Annotated in this window: 16 protein-coding genes and 3 pseudogenes; 11 read left to right on the top strand and 8 right to left on the bottom strand. The window is 70.2% G+C overall.

Annotated features, from left to right (window positions below):
- Positions 1-120 precede the first annotated feature (120 nt).
- Entirely contained in the window at positions 121-3,369 is a 3,249-nt protein-coding gene (locus tag IE277_RS29190) for a bifunctional cytochrome P450/NADPH--P450 reductase (protein ID WP_189956697.1), read from the bottom strand.
- 251 nt (positions 3,370-3,620) lie between these two features.
- On the opposite strand from IE277_RS29190, the gene IE277_RS29185 reads away from it, so the two are divergent.
- Positions 3,621-3,770 (top strand): hypothetical protein, encoded by a 150-nt coding sequence (locus tag IE277_RS29185; RefSeq protein WP_189956696.1) that lies wholly within the window; start codon positions 3,621-3,623, stop codon positions 3,768-3,770.
- Between the two features lie 78 nt (positions 3,771-3,848).
- A complete protein-coding gene (locus tag IE277_RS29180; RefSeq protein WP_189956695.1) occupies positions 3,849-4,256 on the top strand; it encodes a hypothetical protein in 408 nt (135 codons plus the stop codon).
- On the opposite strand, the gene IE277_RS29175 is transcribed toward IE277_RS29180, so the two are convergent.
- Together IE277_RS29175 and IE277_RS47635 are read right to left on the bottom strand one after the other, a co-directional pair.
- Positions 4,234-7,947, bottom strand: a complete 3,714-nt coding sequence (locus IE277_RS29175; protein ID WP_444544846.1) for an nSTAND1 domain-containing NTPase — start codon at positions 7,945-7,947, stop codon at positions 4,234-4,236. The two genes, IE277_RS29180 and IE277_RS29175, sit on opposite strands and share 23 nt — an antisense overlap.
- Positions 7,833-8,417 carry a hypothetical protein gene (locus tag IE277_RS47635; RefSeq protein WP_229882036.1) on the bottom strand — a complete coding sequence of 195 codons (585 nt, stop codon included), beginning with the start codon at positions 8,415-8,417 and terminating at the stop codon, positions 7,833-7,835. The genes IE277_RS29175 and IE277_RS47635 overlap by 115 nt, the downstream gene beginning before the upstream one ends.
- A gap of 370 nt (positions 8,418-8,787) precedes the next feature.
- On the opposite strand from IE277_RS47635, the gene IE277_RS29170 reads away from it, so the two are divergent.
- Positions 8,788-9,522: a glycoside hydrolase family 16 protein gene (locus IE277_RS29170; RefSeq protein ID WP_229882035.1), complete on the top strand. Its 735-nt coding sequence runs from the start codon at positions 8,788-8,790 to the stop codon at positions 9,520-9,522.
- A 188-nt stretch (positions 9,523-9,710) separates the two neighbouring features.
- On the opposite strand, the gene IE277_RS29165 is transcribed toward IE277_RS29170, so the two are convergent.
- On the bottom strand, positions 9,711-9,902 hold the full coding sequence (locus IE277_RS29165) for a hypothetical protein (RefSeq protein WP_189956693.1): 192 nt from the start codon (positions 9,900-9,902) through the stop codon (positions 9,711-9,713).
- 29 nt (positions 9,903-9,931) lie between these two features.
- On the opposite strand from IE277_RS29165, the gene IE277_RS29160 reads away from it, so the two are divergent.
- From IE277_RS29160 to IE277_RS47625, 4 genes and pseudogenes are all read left to right on the top strand, one after another.
- Positions 9,932-10,093, top strand: coding sequence for a hypothetical protein (locus tag IE277_RS29160; protein ID WP_189956692.1), 162 nt, complete (start codon positions 9,932-9,934; stop codon positions 10,091-10,093).
- Positions 10,094-10,196: 103 nt separating this feature from the next.
- The gene (gene pip / locus IE277_RS29155) at positions 10,197-11,162 is read left to right on the top strand and encodes a prolyl aminopeptidase (RefSeq protein WP_189956691.1); all 966 of its coding nucleotides are present in this window, start codon (positions 10,197-10,199) and stop codon (positions 11,160-11,162) included.
- A gap of 47 nt (positions 11,163-11,209) precedes the next feature.
- A pseudogene (locus IE277_RS49680) lies at positions 11,210-11,404 on the top strand (beta-ketoacyl synthase N-terminal-like domain-containing protein); the annotation flags it as partial.
- 239 nt (positions 11,405-11,643) lie between these two features.
- Complete coding sequence (locus IE277_RS47625) at positions 11,644-12,234, top strand: X2-like carbohydrate binding domain-containing protein (RefSeq protein WP_373310911.1); 591 nt, start codon at positions 11,644-11,646, stop codon at positions 12,232-12,234.
- On the opposite strand, the gene IE277_RS29145 is transcribed toward IE277_RS47625, so the two are convergent.
- Positions 12,176-13,159, bottom strand: a complete 984-nt coding sequence (locus IE277_RS29145; RefSeq protein WP_189956690.1) for an acetylxylan esterase — start codon at positions 13,157-13,159, stop codon at positions 12,176-12,178. The two genes, IE277_RS47625 and IE277_RS29145, sit on opposite strands and share 59 nt — an antisense overlap.
- 184 nt (positions 13,160-13,343) lie before the next feature.
- Here IE277_RS29145 and IE277_RS50120 point away from each other — a divergent pair.
- Positions 13,344-13,590 (top strand): annotated as a pseudogene (locus IE277_RS50120) (beta-galactosidase); the annotation flags it as partial.
- 524 nt (positions 13,591-14,114) lie between these two features.
- On the opposite strand, the gene IE277_RS29135 reads toward IE277_RS50120, so the two are convergent.
- Positions 14,115-16,001 carry an alpha-L-fucosidase gene (locus IE277_RS29135; RefSeq protein ID WP_189956689.1) on the bottom strand — a complete coding sequence of 629 codons (1,887 nt, stop codon included), beginning with the start codon at positions 15,999-16,001 and terminating at the stop codon, positions 14,115-14,117.
- A gap of 507 nt (positions 16,002-16,508) precedes the next feature.
- Here IE277_RS29135 and IE277_RS29130 point away from each other — a divergent pair.
- Positions 16,509-16,862: pseudogene (locus IE277_RS29130) on the top strand (substrate-binding domain-containing protein); the annotation flags it as partial.
- Here IE277_RS29130 and IE277_RS29125 read toward each other — a convergent pair.
- Positions 16,843-16,932 (bottom strand): hypothetical protein, encoded by a 90-nt coding sequence (locus IE277_RS29125; protein WP_373310921.1) that lies wholly within the window; start codon positions 16,930-16,932, stop codon positions 16,843-16,845. The pseudogene IE277_RS29130 and the gene IE277_RS29125 sit on opposite strands and share 20 nt — an antisense overlap.
- Before the next feature lie 335 nt (positions 16,933-17,267).
- Between IE277_RS29125 and IE277_RS29120 the strand changes: the two genes are divergently transcribed.
- The gene (locus IE277_RS29120) at positions 17,268-17,471 is read left to right on the top strand and encodes a hypothetical protein (protein ID WP_189956786.1); all 204 of its coding nucleotides are present in this window, start codon (positions 17,268-17,270) and stop codon (positions 17,469-17,471) included.
- A gap of 65 nt (positions 17,472-17,536) precedes the next feature.
- On the opposite strand, the gene IE277_RS47620 is transcribed toward IE277_RS29120, so the two are convergent.
- Positions 17,537-18,136 carry a hypothetical protein gene (locus IE277_RS47620; RefSeq protein ID WP_229882033.1) on the bottom strand — a complete coding sequence of 200 codons (600 nt, stop codon included), beginning with the start codon at positions 18,134-18,136 and terminating at the stop codon, positions 17,537-17,539.
- A 401-nt stretch (positions 18,137-18,537) separates the two neighbouring features.
- Between IE277_RS47620 and IE277_RS29105 the strand changes: the two genes are divergently transcribed.
- The gene (locus IE277_RS29105) at positions 18,538-19,560 is read left to right on the top strand and encodes a LacI family DNA-binding transcriptional regulator (protein ID WP_189956687.1); all 1,023 of its coding nucleotides are present in this window, start codon (positions 18,538-18,540) and stop codon (positions 19,558-19,560) included.
- Positions 19,561-19,656: the final 96 nt, after the last annotated feature.

The following is a 19,656-nucleotide window of genomic DNA, read 5'->3' as shown; positions in this document are numbered from 1 at the left end:
GCATCAACCATCAGAACCTCACCGGTAGGAGGGCGTGCATAGGGGGCGTGCAGGGGGGGCGCGCAACGACGGCCACGGACGCGTCGGGCACCCGTGGCCGCGGGGCAGGTACGGCCGTGGTCAGCCGGCCCAGACGTCCTCGACGTAGCTGCCGGACTCGATGAGGGCGGCCAGCCAGGCGGAGGCTTCCTTGTCGCCCGCGCCGGTGTACTCGCGGTAGACGGCCATGAACGCCTCCCGCACCGCCGGAGCCATGCGGCGGCCGTCGCCGCAGATGTAGACCCGGCCGCCCGCCTCCAGCGCGGCCCAGACCTCGTCACTCTCCCTGGCGATGCGGTCCTGGACGAAGCGGGCGCCGTTCTCGGGCGCGCGGGCGAAGGTGGGGCGCATGCTGACGGCTCCCGCCGCCTCGGCCGCTTCGAACTCCTCGCGGTGCAGATAGTCGACGTCGGGGTGGTCACAGCCGAAGTAGCACAGCAGTGTTCCGGTGGACCGTGTGTGGTGTCGGTCGAGGACGGCACCGCGGAAGGGCGCCAGGCCGGTACCGGCGCTGACCAGGATCACCGGCACGGACCGGTCCTCGGGAAGGCGGAACGACTCGCTGCACGGGAGCACCCGGGCCTGGACGGTGTCGCCGGCCTGCACCGTCTGCACGTAGTGGGAAGCGATGCCGCGGAAGGTGCCCTCGCCGAAGCGGTGGGGTGCGGCGAGCAGGGAGACCATCAGGTCCGCTTCACCGGGCGACGCCTCGGCGGACGAGGAGATCGAGTAGTGGCGCGGGCGCAGGACGGGCAGCAGCTCCAGGAAGCGCTCGAAGGGCAGCTCGCAGGCGCGGTAGCGTTCCAGCAGGTCGAGGACGCTGCGTCCGGCGGCAGTCACCTGCTCACGGAAGACCTCCGGGTCCGCGGCGGCCAGTTCGGCGAGGGGGCGCTTCTCGGGCGGGCAGGCGGTGTGCCCGGCGAGCACGGCGACCTGCTCCTGGGTCGCGGGGTCCTGGAGTTCCACGAAGTCGGTCAGCAGACGGCGCAGGGTCAGCGGTCGGTCGACAGGCAGGGCGCTGCGGCTGCGGCGCCGGGCGCGCAGCCGTACCGTGCGGTCCAGGTCGAGGCCGAAGCGGTCCACGACGCGCTGGACGAGGGCGTCCGGGTTACTCGGAAGAACGGCCAGGTGGTCGCCGGTGCGGTAGGTGACGCCGTCAGGCAGCCGCAGCCGCAGGAAGCGCTTGGAGCGGCCCAACTCGTTGTCCATGTCGACGAGTTCGTAAGCGTCGAGCACCTCCATCGGCTGGACGCCGTGCCGGGCGGCGAGTTCGCCGGTGACGGAGTCGGTGGCGTCCTGGAGCTCGTACAGGCCCACGTCCTCCGCCGGCCCGGTGGCCGCCTCCGCTCCTGCGACCGAGTCGCCGTATCGCTCCAGCAGGGCGGTCCACAGGTCGGCCGTCCACCGGTCCACCGTGCCCGCGAAGTCCCCGGAGGTGTCGGCCGCGCCGCGCTCCAGCAGGGGTGTGGCCCCGGCCGCCGCCAGCCGCTCGTCGATGAGGGTGGGGACGCGCTGATAGGTGGCCGCCCAGTTGCGGTCGCCGACACCGAGCACGGCGTACCGGACACCCTTGAGCGAGCCGGGTCCGAGTTCCTCCAGCCATGTCACGAACTCCGCGGCGTCGTCCGTGGGCCTGCCGTTGTAGGAGGCGGCCACGATCACCACCGGCCCGTCACCGGCGGTGAGCCTGCCCACGGCGTCGTTCAGCGGGGCCACGGTCGGGGCGAACCCGTGCTCGTCGCCGTCCGCCGCGAGATCGCGGGCGATGCCCGCACAGGTGCCCAGGTTGGAGCCGTGCAACAGGGTGAGTGTGGTGCCGGTGGCACGCCGGGCGGCGGTCCGGTCCTGGCCGACGGTGCCATTGCCCGCGACGACGACGGGCATACGGCGCTCGTCGCTGGTACGCCGCGCGAGCTTCAGGGTGAACCCGTCGGGCTTGATGGTGAGCGACTGCTTGATCTTCAGCTGGTAGTCGGCGTGGTCGATCAGCCGGTAGCGGTGGACCAGCAGGCCGAGCAGCAGCGTGGCCTCGTGCAGCGCGAACTGGCGGCCGATGCAGGCGCGTTCCCCGTTGCCGAACGGCTTGAACAGGTGGACCGGGCGGGCCGCCTCCCGCTCCGGGGTGAAGCGGTCGGGGTCGAACAGCTCGACGTTCTCACCCCAGGCGGGGTCGCGGTGCAGGGCCGGGGTGAGCACCATCAGCGTCTCGCCCTTGCGCACCGGGTACGTGCCGCCGATGACGGTGTCCTCCAGGGGCTCCACGGCGAAGGCGGGCGCGGTCGGCCACAGCCGCAGGCTCTCGTTGAGTACCTGGCGGATGTACGTCAGCTTGCCGATGTCCCCGTAGTCGGGCTCGGGGGTGTCCGTGTCACCCCACAGCGCGTCCACCTCGGCCTGGGCGCGGGCCAGCACCTCCGGGTGCTTGGTCAGGTAGCAGAGGGCGAAGGACAGGGCCCCGCTGGTGGTCTCGTGCCCGGCGATCAGGAACGTGATCACCTGGTGGCGGATGTTCACGTCGTCCAGCGGCTCGCCGGTCGCCTGGTTGGGGGTCCCCCCGCTCGAACGAAGTTGAGAGTGGGGGAGGGTGTGCAGCATCCGGCCCAGCAGGTCGTCGGTACCGGTGTCGCCGGAGGCCCTGCGCTGCCGGATCACCTCGTCGACCAGGTTCGTCATCAGCTCCGCGTCCTTGCGGAACTGATCGGCCTGCTTCCACCGGAACAGCTCCGTACCCGGAATCGACTCGCCCTTGGCCTGGGTGAAGGCGAGCGCCCGTGACATCGCCGCCACGAAGGGGTGGGGCTCGTCGCGCCGGAAGGACTCGAAGTCGTAGTCGAACCCGCACAGGCCGATCGTGTCGAAGGTCAGCCGCGTCATGTCCTCGGGCACGTCCACCGGCTGCGCCCCGGCAGCCGTGTCCCACTTGGAGATCAGGGACCGGGCGACGCGGAGCATCGTGGCGTGGTAGCCGCGCATCGCGCCGAGCGAGAAGGCCGGCATCAGGATGTCGTGCGCCTTCTGCCAGTTCGCCTCGTGGTGGAAGGCGGTGAACAGGCCGTCCCCGGCGATCTGGCGGATCTCGACCAGGTCCGGGTGCACGTTCTTGCGGAACCGGGTCTCGTCCGACAATTCGGTCACCAGGTCCAGGCCCCCGACGAGGACGGTCTCGGTCCCGAAGACGCGGACCCGGAACACCGGCCCGAGTTCCTTGACCTCCTTCATCAGGTGCACCAGGCCGTCGGCACCCCGCGGGATGCCCAGAGCGTGACCTATCAGGGGAAGCGCCGGGCGCTCGGGGATCGCCTGGGCCGTGTCGACGGACGCGTGAGTCATGAGCGTGCCTTTCGTTCCGCAGCAGCAGTGGCTTGAGACTCAAACTACAGCCGACTTTGTCAGCTGACAATGTCATTCGATTGTGTTGAGTGACACGGTCGACCGACAGAACCGGATCGAGACACAGGACGTCAGCCCGGGGATCGGTCGACATACGACCTGGTCGTTTGGCCGAGCACCATCGGCGACAGCGGGGTCTCTGCTTCCCGGGCAGCCGGATCCGCAGCCACCACGGCGCCGGAACCGGGCACGTGGAACAGCGCATCGGCCTGGCCTCCGCCGGACGCATCGACCTTGCGCCGTCGATCACCGACCGCATCCCCCTGGCCGACGCGGCCGATGCCGTCGCCCGACCGGAGAAGAGGATCGGCGACCCGATGCGCTTCGTACGCACGCCCTGACCACTCCGGTGTGACGAGTGGGCCCTCCGGGGGCTCGACAGATGATCCGCGAGCGCATCCGCGTCCGCCGCCGGGCGAGTGCTGACCGACCCGAAGCAGGCCCCGCGCGTCGCACCCGTCAAGGGCAAGGCCCCGGACTCGTGCGGCTACACCTCCGGTGACGGGTCGGCCATACTGACCCTCAACCCCTCCGCACGCTCCTATGCCGCCGAACTCTCCGCCGCGCACAGCCTGGTCCGCGACCCCGCGGTGGCCGGTATGAGCGAGGTGAAGGTCACCGAGGCCGACGGGCTGGGGCAGGCAGCCTTCCGCGAGACCGCGCAGGTGATGAAACCGCCGCAGAACGTCGCCTTCGTGGTGTGGCACGCCGGTTCCCGCACCTGGGTGCTCACCCTCGCCGAATCCGGCAGCGGCAGCGGCAAGGCGCTGGACACCGACCCGCTCATGGACGTGGCCCGGCGTCTCACCCCCCGACTCCCCGCCTGACCCCGCAGCTCCGCTGATAGGGCGCTCCCGGCACGTACGTCCGCCACTGCTCCCGCGTCAGATCGGTGCCCGCCCGGGCGCAGACCCGCTCCACCGCACGCGCGGGATCGACGACGTACCGCTGGAGCGGGACGTGCGCGCTGCCTGCGTACAGGGTTCTGCCGTCGAGGGAGAAGGCCAGGGACTCGATGCCGTCGCCAGGCGTCGTCAGCCCAGTGCCCAGAGGCTGGCGCGTCGCCACGTCCCACAGCTGCACACTGCCCGCGTCGCCGCCGACCGCCAGCGTGGCGCCGTCGGGGCTGAGGGCGAGCGCGCTGACCGCCTCCGGGAGGGCGCCGAGCGGTGCCGGGAAGACGTCGCGCAGTATCGTGACGCGTCGGCGGACATTCCCGTCCCACAGGGCGACCCGGCCCAGCTGGTCGCCGACCGCGAGCAGCGAGCCGTCGGCCGCGAAGGCCGCCGCGCCCACCTGCTCGCCCGTCACGAGGTCGCGCCCCGTGATCCTGCCCGACGGCAGCGCGGCGAACCGTCCGTCGCCGACCAGCAGGCCGCCGTCGGGGCGGACGGCGAGGTGGTAGCTGGCAAGGTCCGGCAGCACTGCCGTCCTGTGGTGGGCCGCGGTGTCCCACGCCTCGTAGGTCAGGCCGCCGGAGCTCGGAGTACGGGCTGCGTACAGGGTGCGCCCGCCGGGTCCGAGGGCGGCGATCACCACCGGGTCTCCGGGCAGGTCCAATGTGCTGCGGGCGCGGCGGCGGGCCACGTCCCACACCGTGAAGGGCTGCGCCACCGCCTCCTGGCCGTGCGCCGAGACGCCGTACACGAGCGCCGTGCCGTCCGTGCTGAACGCCATCCGGGCGAAGGGGTCCTGGGGGACGGCCGGGTCCCGGGAGACCGGCACGTTCAGCGGGGGCAGGGTGCTCAGCAGACGGTCGTCGGCGGTGGCGCGCAGCTGGAAGAGGTAGCGGCTGCCGGACCGCTCGGCCGTGGCGTACGTACGGCCGTCGGGGCTGAAGCGGACGACGTCCAGCCGGGTGCCGCGCCAGGACGGGGTGAGCGCCGGGCCCAGGTCGAGGGTGTGGACAGTGCCGCCCTCCAGGTAGCGCAGGGTCGGCCCGCCGGGGTCCCAGGCCAGGCCGTCGTACGGGTGCTGGTTGTGCAGCGGGTGCCGGAACACCGGGGCGTCCGGGTCCGTGAGCCGCCAGAGGCGGATCTCAGCGCCGTCGGCCGTCGCCAGAAACGTTCCGTCGCCGTTGAACGAGGCGGAGCCCACGCCCTTGTCGTCGATGGCGGCGAGCTGCCGGCCCGAGTGGACGTCCCAGACGGTGAGCCCGTTGCCGGTGACCGCGGCGAACCGGCCGTCGGCGCCGAAAAGCAGCAGGGTTTGTGATGCCTCGTCGTCGCAGACGTCGCGGGCCTGCTCCCACGGACCGTGGACGGTGCGATGGGCGCTGGTGTCCCACACCTGCGGGGTCCCTCCCGTGGGACAGACCGCGACCAGGCGGCCGTCGGCGCTCGCGGCCGGGGCTGTCAGGGCGGTCACCCGGTCCCGGAACAGCACCCTGCCGTCGGTGACCGCGAGCAACCGCACCTGCTCGTCCTCGTGGGTGAGGTACGCACGTCCGTCGCCGGTGAAAGAGACGGTCGTGGTGAACGGCAGCGGGTCCCGGGCGCCGGTCCAGTGTCCGGCGGAGGTGTCCCACAGGCGTATGCCGTCGCGGGTGCGCAGCGCCAGAGTACGGGCGTCCGGGGCGGCGGAGTCGACCACGGCGTCGGCCGGGAACCGGCCGGTGGCCAGACGGCGGTGCGTCGGCACGTCCCAGGTGCGCCAGGTGCCGGTGCCGGCACTGAGCAGCGTGTGACCGGCGCCCGCCAGATAGTGGGCCACGGTGGTGCCGAACGCCGGGCTGGTGAAGGCGTCCGTCTCCGGCTGGGCGAGGGAGCCGAGCAGGGCCCTGCGGGTCTCGGGGAGCCGGGCGGTGCGCCATGCGGCGATGCCGAGCAGCAGGGCGGTGCGTGGGTCGGTGGTGCGCAACGCGTCGGCGGCATCGGCTGTGCGGCGCGCCGCTTCCTCGGTGCGCCGACGCTCGTTGTCGCGATGCTGGGTCCAGGCGACCAGGCCCGCGACCAGTGCCACCGCGAGCACCGCGGACAGCACGCCGGCGAGCAGCCGGGACCGGCGCGCGGTGCGGGCGGCGGTCCGCTGCTCGGCGGCCCGGGCGTCCAGCGCGGCCCGCAGGAACGCCCCCTCCGTCGCCGTCAGCGCCGGATCCGGGGAGGGATCCGGGAACAGCTCCGCCACGCGGGCCAGCCGGGTGCCCCGGTACAGGGTGCCGGGGTCGCGGTCGTGCTCCAGCCACACCCGGGCCGCCTCGGTCAGGCGCCGGTGGTGGCGCAGCCGTTCCCGGTCCTCCTCGATCCAGCCGTGCAACCGGGGCCAGCAGGTGAGCAGCGCCTCATGGGCGAGTTCGACGCCCTCCTCGGTCACGGTCAGCAGCCGGGCGCGGGCCAGCCGCTCCACCACCGCCGGGACGTCGGGGTCGGCCCACTCGGCGAGCTCGACGCGGGTGAGCGGGCGGCGGGTGTCGGGGGTGCCCTGCCCCGGCTCGACCATCCGCAGCAGCAGCCGCCGCGCGGCACATGCCTGATCGGCGGTCAGGCTCCCGTATGCCTCCTCCGCGCTCGCGGCGATCGCACCGCGCACCCCGCCCGCGGCCTCGTACCCGGCCAGGGTCAGCATCCGGCTCTTGCGGCGGCGCCAGGTCTCCAGCAGGACGTGCGAGAGCATCGGCAGCCCGCCGGGCTCGTCCAGAACCTCCTCCACCAGGCGGGCGGTCAGCTCCCGCTCCACCAGCAGCCCGACCGCCTGGGCTGGTTTGACCACCGCCTCGCGCAGTTCGTCCGCCGTCATCGGGCCGAGCAGCAGTCCGGCGCCGGCCAGGGCGTCGGCAAGGTCCCGGTGCTCGGCGCACCGCACATAGAAGTCGGCGCGCACGGCGACCAGCACACGCAGCCGGCTGTCCGGGTCCCTGGCGGCCAGCAGCAGGTCGATGAAACGGTCACGCTCCCGCAGGTCGTGGCAGAGGGTGAAGACCTCCTCGAACTGGTCCACGACCACCCAGCTCTCCGGGTCGCCCTCGGCAGGGGCCAGCAGACGGCCGTAGGAGGCGGCGGGGCGGGGTCCGGGGGTGAGGATCCGCAGCACCGCCGGATATCCCCGCGCCGCGATCTCCTCCCGCAGGCGGGGGATCAGCCCGGCGCGCAACAGCGAGGACTTGCCGCTGCCGGAGGCGCCGAACAGCACCGCGAGCCGGTGGTCGCAGACCAGCCTCCCCAGTTCCTCGACCATGCGGTCACGGCCGAAGAACAGCTCCCGGTCGTCGATCTCGAACCGGGCCAGACCCCGGTAGGGCGGCGGCTCGTCCTGCGTCTCCTCGCGCATGGTGCCCGCGAGCTCCGCCTCGGCCTCCTTCCAGCGCCGCTCCCACTCCGCCGGGTCGGCCCCGCAAGCACGCACGAACCCCTGGACGACCGCCAGGGACGGCAGACGCTCACCGGCCGCGGCCTTGGCCAGCGTCGTCACGGAGAACCCGGCGGTCCGCGCCATGGACCGGTACGGCGGCCCGCCGGCGGTCCGGCGCAGCTCGCGCAGGGCGTGAGCGAACCGCTGGACAGGTCCGTCCGCGGGGTCCAGCGGTCTTTCCGGACGTCCCATGAGCGCACACCTCCACGCACCTCCGCGCCCCTGGCGAAACACGTCACGAAAGCGACACCAGGAGACCCGACCCTACGGAGCACCTCCTTGCACATCGGTGGACTTGAGGTGAATGAGAGGTGGCCGACACGTATTGATCCCGGTGGCGTGCCGGTGCACATGTGACCGGCGGCGGTGGCGCGGAGCCGGGGGAGGAGGCGGGTGCCGGACCGCTCGGCCGCGGCGTACGTACGGCCGTCGGGGCGGAAGCGGACGGCGTCCAGCGGAGTGCCGCGCCGGGCCGGGGTGACCGACCGGGCCGAGGCCGAGCAGTGTGTGACCGGTGTCCGCCGGGTCTTCTTCCCGGCCGGGGGGAGCGCGGTGCTGTGGTGTGCTGTGGTGTCGCCGTCGCCGTCGCCGTCGCTGACGTCCAGGCCGAGGTAGACGTCGATGTCGCCGGTGTCGATCATGTGCAATGTCCTCCGGTCGTACTCACTCGGCCCTGCCACTGCACTGATCGCCACCTCCACATGACATGCCAACTCCACATGACATGCCAACTCCGAAGGCCGGTAGACCTGTTGCAGGGTTACCAAGACGGCAGTGGGGGCTTGTGATCGCCTTTCTGGCCGCTCCCATGCCTTCATGGCGGCCGGCAGGTACAGGCGACTGCCTGGCCGCCGACGGGCCAGTTGCCACCAACTCGTTCAACTTCCAAAGGAATACGCCGATTCTTGCGACACATCTTGTCAATGAGCGAACGGACTCCTAGAGTCCAGCGATACGTGGAGCGTGGGAACGCTCCCAGTGCCCTTCGTTCATCCAAGCAATGGAGCCGCGATGACCCCCCCGCCTCGCAGGCCGAGCCGCAGACACATACTCGGTGCCGCACTGGCTGTGCCGCCCGCACTGATGCTGGGTGCGCAGACCGCACGGGCCGCTTCCTGGGGCACCCCCGTGACCGTCAACTCCTGGAACAAGATCAACGCAAGGTGGACTGCCAACAACGAGCTGGAGACGTACAGGCCGGACTGCGTCTGGTACGAGGGCGACACTCTGGTGATCAAGGCGTACAACGCGGGGGGCGGGGTCTACTACTCAGGCCGCGTGGAGTCGACGGCGCTGTACGGGTACGGCACGTACAGCTTCACCGCGAACATGCCCAACGGGCAGGGGCTGCTACCAGCAGTATGGGCGGCGTACTTGAATCCGTGGCTGCCGGAGTTCGACGCCGCTGAAATCGTGGGTCAGAACCCGGGCGTCGTCTACCAGACGTCTCACGACGTCAATAACGTCCAGCAGCAGTTCTCGAAGACGAACTCCTCCGGCTGGACGAACACATACCACACATACTCGTTCAGCTGGTTCCCGGACCATGTCGACTTCGCCGTGGACGGCGCCATCACGGGCACCACCTGGTACAGGGCCCCGGCCGGGACGGGCATGCGCTTCATCGCCAACATCGCGGTCGGCGGTGACTGGCCAGGCAACCCGGACTCCTCCACGTGGGCCACCGCCGACGGCGCCCGTTACCTGAGGGTCTCCTCCATCACCCACACGCCGTACTACCCGTGAGGTGAACCCGCGAAGGCCCTCTGGAGCGAGCCGGTATCGACCCGGAGACCCTGCGCGAGCGCGGTGGCGGAGCGTTCGCGGGACTCCTGCAGCAGGAGGTGCGGCCACGGACCGTACAAGGCTCCCGAGTCTGTCGACGGGTGTCTGCTGACCGGCACCTCCTGCAGCGTGGCCGGCGGGCGTATCGCCTACGTCGGGCCGCCATGCGCCACTGGCGGCTCCTCCGAGGCTGCCTGACCGACGATGCCCCGCCAATGGACGTCCGCGCCCGCTGCGCGATCGCCTTGCTGTTCGGCCTGTCCACTGAAGGTCTTTGCCACCTGACGCCTGAACACCTCAAGTTCGGTGACAATCACGCTCCCCTGGTCCTGGGCAGCCACCCTGTCCTCCTGCCTCCAGGACGGACGACATGACCCAGAAACTCAACCGGCGAGGCATCACGATTCGCACTGCGCGCAACGGGGCAACGGCCGCCCTCGCTTCCGATCTCCCCGGCCCGAACCTCGCCGACGTGACCGGGTTGCATCGCCACGCCGCGCTACGTTGGGTCACCTACGCCCGACGCGACTGAGCCGAGTACTTCGCCATGCGAGCTGAGGACAGAACAGGAGACGTCGTTCCAGCCGTCGACCAGCCTCGCGAAGCTGCTCTTCGCGCCTCCAGGAAGAGACCTCATGGCCCAGCCGTTCCCGCCCATCGAACCGTACGCGCACGGCCTCCTCGATGTCGGTGACGGAAACCAGATCTACTGGGAGACCAGCGGGAATCCCGGTGGAAAGGCGGTCCTGTGCGTGCACGGCGGCCCCGGCAGCGGAGGGCGCCGCGGCAGTCGCAAGATGTTCGACCCGAAGGTCTTCCGGATCGTCCTGTTCGATCAGCGTGGCTGCGGTGAAAGCCGTCCTCACGCCTCCGACCCGTCCGTCAGCCTCGATCACAACACCACCGACCACCTCATCGCCGATATGGAGCGGCTACGCGAGCACTTGGGCATCGAGCGCTGGCTCCTCTACGGCGGCTCCTGGGGCTCCACACTGATCCTTGCCTACGCTGAGCGCTGTCCCGAGCGGGTCTCCGAGGTCGTCATCGTCGGCGTCACCATGACTCGGCCGGAGGAGACCGACTGGCTTTATCACGGTGTCGGACGCCTGCTGCCAGGCCCCTGGGAGACATTCCGCGACGCATTGCCGGAGGCGGACAGGAGCGGCAATCTCGTGGCCGCCTACAACCAGCTGCTGAACAGCTCTGATGAGGCGGTCAGGGTGAAGGCGGCGCGGGACTGGTGTGCCTGGGAGGATGCTGTCATCGCCCACGAGGTGCTTGGTCACCCGGGCGCCTACAGCGACAAGACTGACAACGCGTTGATGGCTTTCGTTCGGATTTGCGCGCACTACTTCGCGAACGATGCCTGGCTTGAAGATGGACAACTGCTCCGTGACGCACACCGGCTGGCCGGTATCCCAGCGGTGCTGATCCATGGCCGACTCGACCTCGGCAGCCCGTTGAAGACCGCGTGGGAGTTGTCCAAAGCGTGGCCGGACGCGGAGCTGAAAGTGATTGACGACTCCGGACACACAGGCAGTCCCGCGATGCAGGATGCGATCCTGGAGGCTATCGCGCGGTTCGGTAAGAGTGAACGGTGATTGGCACGGCTGGGCTGTGCGCTCCTCGCCCGACTCTGGGCTCCCACGAGTACGCGTTCGCGCTCACAGGAGGGGCGAACGTCATGGCGGAACCCAGCATCTTCGTGGAGTTCAGCAGGCAGCGGGGGCTTGCGCCGGATGGTCGGCGCAAGCCGTTCGTGGCGGGTGCGGACGGCACGGGCTGGGGCGAGGGTGTGGCTGTGCTGTTGCTGGAGCGGCTGTCGGACGCGCGGCACAACGGTCGCCTGCCGTCAGGCCATCGCCGCTGGTCGCAGGACTCAAGTGCGGGGCGCTCGGAGCGGATTGAGGTGCGCCGAGACGGTTGTGGCTGTATTGGTGATCTGGTCCATGCCCGGGTGCGGATACCGCTGTGTGGTGACCAGGGATCCGTGCCCGGCGATCTTGCGCAGGACATGTACCGGTACGCCGGCGTCGTACGGCTCGATCGGCGGGCACAACTCGCGCACCTCCGTGCCTCCTTGTGCTCGGACCGACTCGCCCACAGGAATGTCACAGAAGCCGGCAACCATCAGTCCGCCGGCGCCCGAACGGCGCTGCGTTCCTCGGGCTTCGTCAGGGCGGCACCGATCTGGTCAAGGGCCGGGACTACACCCTGTCCGGCCATCGCCTGACGCTGAAGGCGGCCGCAGTCAACCGGCTGGCAGGAGACCGCTCCTTCGGTGTCCGCGCACGGCTTCAGGCGCGGTTCTCACGAGGCGTCCCGTGGTCGATCAGCGTGATCACATACCGCCCGCCCGCTCTGTCGGACCACCGGAACGAGCGGCTCCTTCCGGATCCCCACCCGGTTCAGCGGGTGATGTGCTGGCCACGATGCAGGCCACCTACTCCGACGGGTGAACCCACCTTCCACTTCCGGAGCGGCGCCACCGCGACGTACTACGTGACCAGGCCTGGAAGCTCGGTCACCGGCACCACGGCCTGGCCGCCCCCCCGCGGTGACACGTTCCGTCGGAGAAAGGGGCCGGTCCTTGAGCCGGGCCGGCCCCTGTCCGCTACTGCTGTGGAGCGAGCCCGCGTTCGCGCAGCCACTTCAACTGCACCGCGGTATTGAAGCCGAAGCCGCCGCCGTGGTCGGCGAAGGGCCAGGCGGTCATGGTCCGGTCCGTCCCCGCGTAGTGATTGAAGGCGGCGTAGACGGTGGGAGGCGGGCACGTAGGGTCCATGAGGCCGACGCTGAAAAGCGTCGGCGCCGTCGCGCGGCGGGCGAAGTGGACACCGTCGAAGTAGTCGAGTGTGGCGAAGGTCGTCTGGACACGGTGCGGACTGTGCCAGCGCAGGTATTTGGTGAGTTCCAGGTACGGGCCATCCGCGCTGGTCCGGGCCGCGTGGCGGAAGTGACACAGGAACGGCACGTCCGCAAGCACTGCCGCCACCTGGTCCGGGGCGAGTCCGCCGACCGCGATGGCCAGGCCGCCGCCCTGGCTGCCGCCCGCCACGACGACCCGTCCGGCATCCAGACCGGGCAGTTCGGCGACCGCGTCCACGGCGCGCACACAGTCCGTCATGAGGCGGCGGTAGTAGTAGTTGTCCGGTGAGTCGACGCCGCGGGTCATGAAGCCTTCGACCCACTGTGTGCCGTCGCCCTCACCGCGGTCCGGGGTGTCGTGACCCTGACCCCGGCTGTCGACGACGAGTTGGGCGTACCCGGCCGCCGACCACAGCAGGTGGTCGGTGGGCAGCCCGCGGCCGCCGCAGTAGCCGGCGAACGTGACGACGACCGGCAGCGGTCCCTCGGCGCCGCGCGGGCGCAGCAGCCAGGCAGCCACCGGCTCGCCGTTCCAGCCGGGGAAGCGTACGTCGTCCACCTCCACGGTGCTCAGCAGATACCGATCGGTGACAGGCTCGGCCTTCACCGCGCCGCCTCGGGCGCGGGCTTCGGCCAGGGTCCGCTGCCAGAAGGCGTCGAAGTCCTTCGGCGCCGACACCTCCGGCCGGTAGTCGAGGAGTTCGTCAGGAGTTTGATCAGACAGAGACATGGTGGTCCTTGCGGTGGGGAGGGCACCAGACTTCGGCGCATTCGAAGCGCATCGACGCTGTCATGTGCATACGAACCTGTCAACTGGCGGCATAGATACGTCTAGTTCATGGGATCTTGCAGTAGGTGAAACGCCATCATCGGTCTCGACTCCGCTGATCCTGACCCCTGAAGTCGAAGCGCTTCGACTCGATGCGGACTTCACCCACCCCGCCTTCCGGTACTACGCCGAGCGCGTCACCCGAACCATGCTCGCCCGGTACGCCGCGCACCGGGCGGTCATCGGCTCCCAGGTGGACAACGAGCGGCCTGCGGCTGCCGCACAACCACGGTGTCTTCCAGCGGTTCGTGGACCACCTGCGCCCCCGGCATGGGAACGTGGAGACCCTCAACCGCGAATGGGGCCCGGTCTACTGTTCGCACCGGCTGGCTGCCGCTCCGCGCCGCGCCCGGAAGTCCACTCGCAGTGCCTGAGGGCGGGACCGCGACACACTGGGTGGACGGACTCACGGTCACCGACGCCGAGGCGCTTGCCGAGTAGTCACTCCCGCACTTCGGCCGCTGGCCCGCGATCACCACCCGCCACCCCCGGCGTTGGCCGTGTCACCTGCGTTGGCACCGTCCCCGGACGCGGCACGGCCCGCGTGCCGGCCGAGTGGCTGGCGTCCACACCCCACAGCGGATGGTGCACCCTGTCCGCGTCCGTGACCATGATGACCGGCACCTGCCCGGACGGGCGACGCACGCGCACGTGGTGCACAACTGGAGCTGGCAGGAGGCCGACGTCCGCACACCCCGCGAGCTGACCGACGTCCTCGACGGCAGCGCGGTTCCCGCCGGCACATCGGTGAGCCTCGGCGCCTGGGACGTCCGGTTCTCGTCGTCTACTGAGACCTTCCCGGAAACGGGGGCTTCGGCCGACGCGACCGGAGCCCCCTGGGCCGGATGTCCAGTGCTTACGTGCCCGGTTCCGTGGAGAAGGGCCGGTCGTAGACCTCCAGGTTGCGTACGGACGCCCAGGCCCCGGAAGGCAATCCGGTGACCGTGACACGCACGTACCGTGCCCGGCTCCGGAAGAGGGCGACCTGGACCTGACGTGTGCTGGTGGTGGCCGTGTTGTCGACCAGCGTCGTCCACCCGCGGTTGTCGAGGGAACCCTCGATCCTGTACCGGTAGTTGGTCCCGTCCCGTTCCCAGGCGATGCGGGTGCCGGTCACAGAGCGGGGCGAGCCCAGATCGATCGTGAGCCAGTGTCCGGTGCCGCCGTCGTTCGCACACCACCGGGTCGAGGTGGAGCCATCGACCGCCTTGGCGGCGGTGTTGCCCTTGGACGACTCCGCGCTGTCGGCCGACGCCGTGCGGCCGACGGCGATGTCGGCCGGTTGTACGGACCGGTCCAGCGTGACGCCGACGACGCTGTCCTCGGGATGGGTGGTGCGGTCGATGCCGTTGATCGTCACGCGGCCGTCGTCGCCGACGGCGTACGCCAGGCCGGCGCCGGAGCGCACATCGAAGACCCGTATGACCCTCGCGTCTCCGACCGACGGGGTGGTGAACGAGGTGCCGCTGTAACCGGGCAGCAGGTGCGCGTAGAACGTGTCGTCCTTGTAGGTGAAGCCGTACTGGCCGTCGACCGGGTTCCACGGACCGCCGCGGGTGCCGTAGACCGACCGGCCGCAGGACGCCATGAAGGTGCCGATCCGCCGCAGCAGGCCGGCCTGGGCGGCGGAGACCGTGCCGTGCCGGTCGGGGCCGACATTGACCATCGCGGTCATGTTCCGCACCCAGCAGTTGACGAGGATGTCCATGGCGGTGCCGTAACCCATCACGGTGGCATCGGCGTTGTAGCCCCAGGTGCCGTCGACGGTGAACACCTTCTCGACGAGGCCGGTGCGGATCGCCCCGCTCGGAACGGAAGGGCCCTCGTCGCTGGCGTAGTCGCCCGTCCAGCCGGAGCGTGAGGTGGCGACGATGCCCGGCTGGTGCTTGCGCACCATACCCATCAGGCCCAGCGGCCTGCCGTCGCCGTCCGTCTCGCCGTAGGCGGCGTCCACCGGCCACTCGTTGGCGGGGTCGCGGAACCGGCCGGGCTCCCAGAAGAACGCGGCGTCCGCGTCACTGCCCTGCTCCGCCAGCCAGCCGCCGTCCCACCACAGGTCGTCGATCGGGCCGTACCGGGTGACCAACTCCTTGACCGACTGGTACACCTCCGTCTTCATGACCCGCGCGTCCTCCTTGTGCGCGGGATCGGTGGTGTAGTTCCAGGGGTTGGGCGCGCAGTGGGTGCCGCGGACGTCGTAGTAGCCGGGATAGCGCCAGTTGATCGGCGAGTAGTAGAGGCCCACCTTGAGCCCGGCCGCCCGTACCGCCGCGACGTAGTCCCTGACGAAGTCGCGGCCCAGCGGCGCCTGACCGGAGTTCCAGCTGTTGGGATGGTTCAGCGGCCACAGTGCGAAACCGTCGTGGTGGCGGGTGGTCAGCGTCACGTACCTCGCCCCGAAGTCCTTGGCCAGCTGCGCCCAGGCCGCCGGGTCGTAGGCGTCCGCGGTGAACTGCTCGCCTGTGGCGTCCGTGACGTACTTCCGGTAGTCCGCCGGAGTGACCGGGGCGGCGTGCATCCACCATTCGCCCTTGGCCGGGCCCGAGTACACGCCCCAGTGGATGAACATGCCGAGCTTGGCGTCCTGGAGCCACTGGACCGAGGAGTCCGGTTGCTGCTCGACGCCCATGTCGGTCCTCGGGATCCGCAGGGGCGGCAGGGGCAGCGGCGCGGCCGTCACGGCGTACGCGGGTGTCGCCACCGGGATGGAGCCGACCGCGGCGGCCGCCGTCGTGACTGCCATGGCGATGAGGACCGATCTGCGTGACGTGGAATCCGGCAACGTGAGTTCCTCCTGTTCAGCCGTTTTCTCTGAGACATCGGATGAATTAACGAACGCGAGTGTCGCGCCTGTCTAGACTTGTGACACATGTTCCCTTCGGAAACGTGGTAGTTGGCCGACAAGAGACTTCGCCGACAAGGCCTAGACATGGGAGGTGTGGGGTGCGGTGGTCCCGGCCCGCCCCCTCGGCGAGATCAAGTCACGCGGGCTTGACGGAAGGTTCCGCATGGCGGCGGCAGCAGGCGAGGGGATGGGGAAAGGCGATGGTGCCGGACAACTCGGGAAGACCTTCGGCGGGCGACCAGGGTGGGCGCGGTTCGGGACTCGCCTCGGTGACGATCGCGTACATCGCCGAGTCCGCGGGCGTCTCGGTGCCGACCGTGTCGAAGGTGCGAGTGGCACGCCGGAACCGGGTCGGGCTGCCCGTCTCGGAGTTCGGCCTCCGTAACCCGATTCTCCGCTCTTGCGGAGGCGGACCTGCCGACGGCGTCCGACCTCGTGGTGAAGACACAACTCACGCGCGAGCACGGGTACACCGCGGCGGTCGAGCTGCTGTCCCTCACCGACCGCCCCACCGCCGTCTTCACCGCGAACGACATGCAGGCGCTCGGCGCCTACCAGACCGCGCGCGAGCTCGGCCTGCGTGTCCCGCACGATCTCAGCGTCGTGGGCCTGGAGATCGCGACCACCCTGACCGTCAGGGAGAGCACGGCCCCGCCGCAGAGGGGTGAGGCCGGGCCGGAACTCGGGGTGTGCCCTGGTTGCCCGGAGGAGCGGGCAACCAGGGCGAGCGGCCGATCGGTCAGGACGTCGTGCCAGTGACCGAGGTTCCGGACTTGGTGACGTGGTACGTGGCGGTGGCGCCGCTCCAGAAGTGGAACTTCAGCGTCACCGGTGCGTCAAGCCGCTGCACTCAAGGAAACTTTCGTCAATAGAGCGCACTGGCCCTTGAGTTGTAGGGAAGGTCTGGCGTCGATGCGCTTCAACCCCGCAACGATCCGGCGTTCTTGAGCGTGGACAGCAGGCCGTTCCGGCGAGAGTCTCTGGACGTCGAGCAGGGCCCGGTCAAGCCGATCCCCGTCGACGTCTGGTGTCCTTCATCCAACGCCCTCGCCCCGGGGCGGACGGTCTTCGTGGCCCGTTCCCCCGCGCCCGGCTGCACGTACGTCACGCGGGCTCGCGCCGAGCTCGCGGCGGCAGGCCTTGTTGAAGGCCTGGAGGTCGGCGATGCCCACGGCCGCGGCGATGACGGTGACGACCGGTGACAGCGACGAGCCTCCCTACCCCACAGGTCTTGCCGCGCTGCAGGACGGGTGGCGCCTGTTCCAGGCCTCCCAGCTGCTGCCGCCGCGGTCCGGCCACGAGTACGACGTCTCCTTCCTCAAGCACGAGTTCTTCTTCGAGAAGCTGGAGGAAGGCGCTCACACCTGACCCATGGTGTTGCTTTGATGCGCGTCACTGTCCAGGCGTTCCTGCTTCCGGGCCCGGCGATCACCTCATCGCACCTCTCGTGGGTGCGGCGCCAGAGTGATCCGGTCGATCAGCGGCGCGTCGCGGGAGCGGCGGAGCACCCCGGGGAAGGTGTCCGAGGCGTAGCCGGTGCCGTCGAAGTTCGGCAACTCCGCGGAGCGGAAGGTGATCGTGTTCTGTCTCTTCTTGAGGGTCACCGTCACCTTGTTGATGCCGCCGGCGAGAGAGAGCCGGCCGCTGTGGCCGAACCGTCCAGGAGGTTCTTGGCGTTGGCGGTCGTCGCGGCGGAGGAGACTGCCACGCCGTCGAGGTACATGGTGACCCGGCGGGCGGCGATGTCGAGGGTGACGGTGACCGTCCGTCAGCCGTCGGCGGACAGCGGCGCATAGCCGCGCATAGCCGGACACCTGAGCCTGCGCGCCGCCTCCGCCGGTGGTCACGGCGGTGCGGAGCACGCTGCCGTTGCACGGCGTCGTGAACAGGTACTTGGTGGTGTCGGTGTCCAGGTCGAAGATCCGCTGCCAGGGCGCCTTGTCGCCGCTCCACTTCACGCGGGCCGAGACCGTCAAGTCGCTCGCGTCGCACAGTACTTCGGGGCGGCGGGCCGAGCTGTCAGCGGATGGCATGGATCGCGTCCTCAATCCTTGAGCTTCGGTATGTATCGAACCGGTTCGATTTTCGATGCCACGGAGGAGCTTCCCGGGCGATGGTGTGGCGGCCGAGTGGCCGGGATGGGAGCGGAAGGAGCCGGGGGCGTCGGAAGGATCACTTCATCGAACCGGTTCCGGGAAGCTAGCACCGGGACAGTCGACCAGCAATCCCTTCGACGCAAGGTCTTCCCGGTCCCCTGTAGGGACGGGAAAGTCCCGCCGGGGGTGTTGACAGGTGTAAGGGACACTTCCTACCTTCGCTTGCATGCGAACCGGTTCGACGACCGGCTTCGCTTCGCGTTCCATCCCGACACTCTCACTTCCGGCGAGCACTCTCTCCATCAAGGAGTCGAACCGGTTCGAGCAAGGAGCCGTCCGTGAACATCGGTGAGATCGCCCGGCGGGCCGGTGTCTCGCGGAGCACCGTGTCCTACGCGTTGAGCGGCAAGCGCCCGGTGTCCGACGACACTCGCCGGAAGATCCAGGAGGTCATCGACGAGCTGGGCTACCGGCCCAACGCCAGTGCGCGCGCCCTGGCCAACGGCCGGACCAGCACGATCGGCCTGGTGTTCCCGCCGGCCGGGAACCACTACACCGGCATGCAGCTGGACTTCATCGGCAGTGTGGTGGAGGCCGCCGCGGCCTACGACTACGACGTGCTGCTGTCCCCGAGCGGGGTGGACAGTGACCGCTCGTTCCAGCGGCTGCTGGGGGAGCGGCGGGTCGACGGCGCGATCCTGATGGAGATCAGGCTGCAGGACGACCGGGTCGATCACCTGGCCGCCCTGGACTTCCCCGCCGTCGCCATAGGCCGCACCGCCCACCCGGAGGACGGCTGGTGGGTGGGCCTGGACCACACCGCGCTGGCGGCGGCCTGCGTCCACCACTTGGCGGACCTCGGCCACCACCGGGTCGCCTTCGTCAACCGTCCCGAGCAACTCCTGCGGGCCGGGTACGAGTCCGCGCACCGCGGCCTGGACGGCTTCACCAAGGCCGCGGCCGAGCGGGGGCTGGCGGTACGGACGTACTGCTGTGGCGACGACGCCGCCTCGGGCCAGGCCTGCGTGGAGCGGATCCTGCGCGACGACCCGGCCACCACGGCTCTGGTCACGCTGAACGAGGCCGCGCTGGGCGGCCTGTACCGAGGGCTCGCCCAGGCCGGCCGCCATGTGCCGCGTGACTTCTCCGTCACCGGGGTCGTCGCCGGCCGGTGGGCGGAGACGGTGACCCCGCAGCTCACCGCGGCCGACGTACCGGCGGAGGAAATGGGCCGCCGCGCCGTCGACCTGCTGGTGGAGCGGCTCGGCCACCCCGACGCGCCGCCCCGGCACCACCTCCTCGCACCGCCCATCTCCCTGCGGGCCAGCACCGGGCCCGCAGGAGCCGGTACGACGTCCTGACCGCACCGACGTAACCCCTCCTCACGTCACGTAGCTCTCTTCATCTCTGGAGCTCCGCACCTCACCGGAGGCTCGAACTGATCGGCAGCGCGGTTC

Source organism: Streptomyces alanosinicus (assembly GCF_014650595.1).
In the GTDB taxonomy this organism is placed as follows: Bacteria; Actinomycetota; Actinomycetes; order Streptomycetales; family Streptomycetaceae; genus Streptomyces; species Streptomyces alanosinicus.
The sequence above is the reverse complement of the archived record's forward strand: the minus strand, read 5'-3'. Positions and strand labels throughout refer to the sequence as shown.

Coding starts and splice junctions, on each gene's coding strand:
- IE277_RS29170 (WP_229882035.1), top strand. CDS start 8,788: ATGACCCCCCCGCCTCGCAGGCCGAGCCGCAGACACATACTCGGTGCC.
- IE277_RS29145 (WP_189956690.1), bottom strand. CDS start 13,159: ATGTCTCTGTCTGATCAAACTCCTGACGAACTCCTCGACTACCGGCCG.
- IE277_RS47635 (WP_229882036.1), bottom strand. CDS start 8,417: ATGATCGACACCGGCGACATCGACGTCTACCTCGGCCTGGACGTCAGC.
- pip (WP_189956691.1), top strand. CDS start 10,197: ATGGCCCAGCCGTTCCCGCCCATCGAACCGTACGCGCACGGCCTCCTC.
- IE277_RS29160 (WP_189956692.1), top strand. CDS start 9,932: ATGACCCAGAAACTCAACCGGCGAGGCATCACGATTCGCACTGCGCGC.
- IE277_RS47620 (WP_229882033.1), bottom strand. CDS start 18,136: ATGCCATCCGCTGACAGCTCGGCCCGCCGCCCCGAAGTACTGTGCGAC.
- IE277_RS29135 (WP_189956689.1), bottom strand. CDS start 16,001: ATGGCAGTCACGACGGCGGCCGCCGCGGTCGGCTCCATCCCGGTGGCG.
- IE277_RS29190 (WP_189956697.1), bottom strand. CDS start 3,369: ATGACTCACGCGTCCGTCGACACGGCCCAGGCGATCCCCGAGCGCCCG.
- IE277_RS29120 (WP_189956786.1), top strand. CDS start 17,268: ATGCCCACGGCCGCGGCGATGACGGTGACGACCGGTGACAGCGACGAG.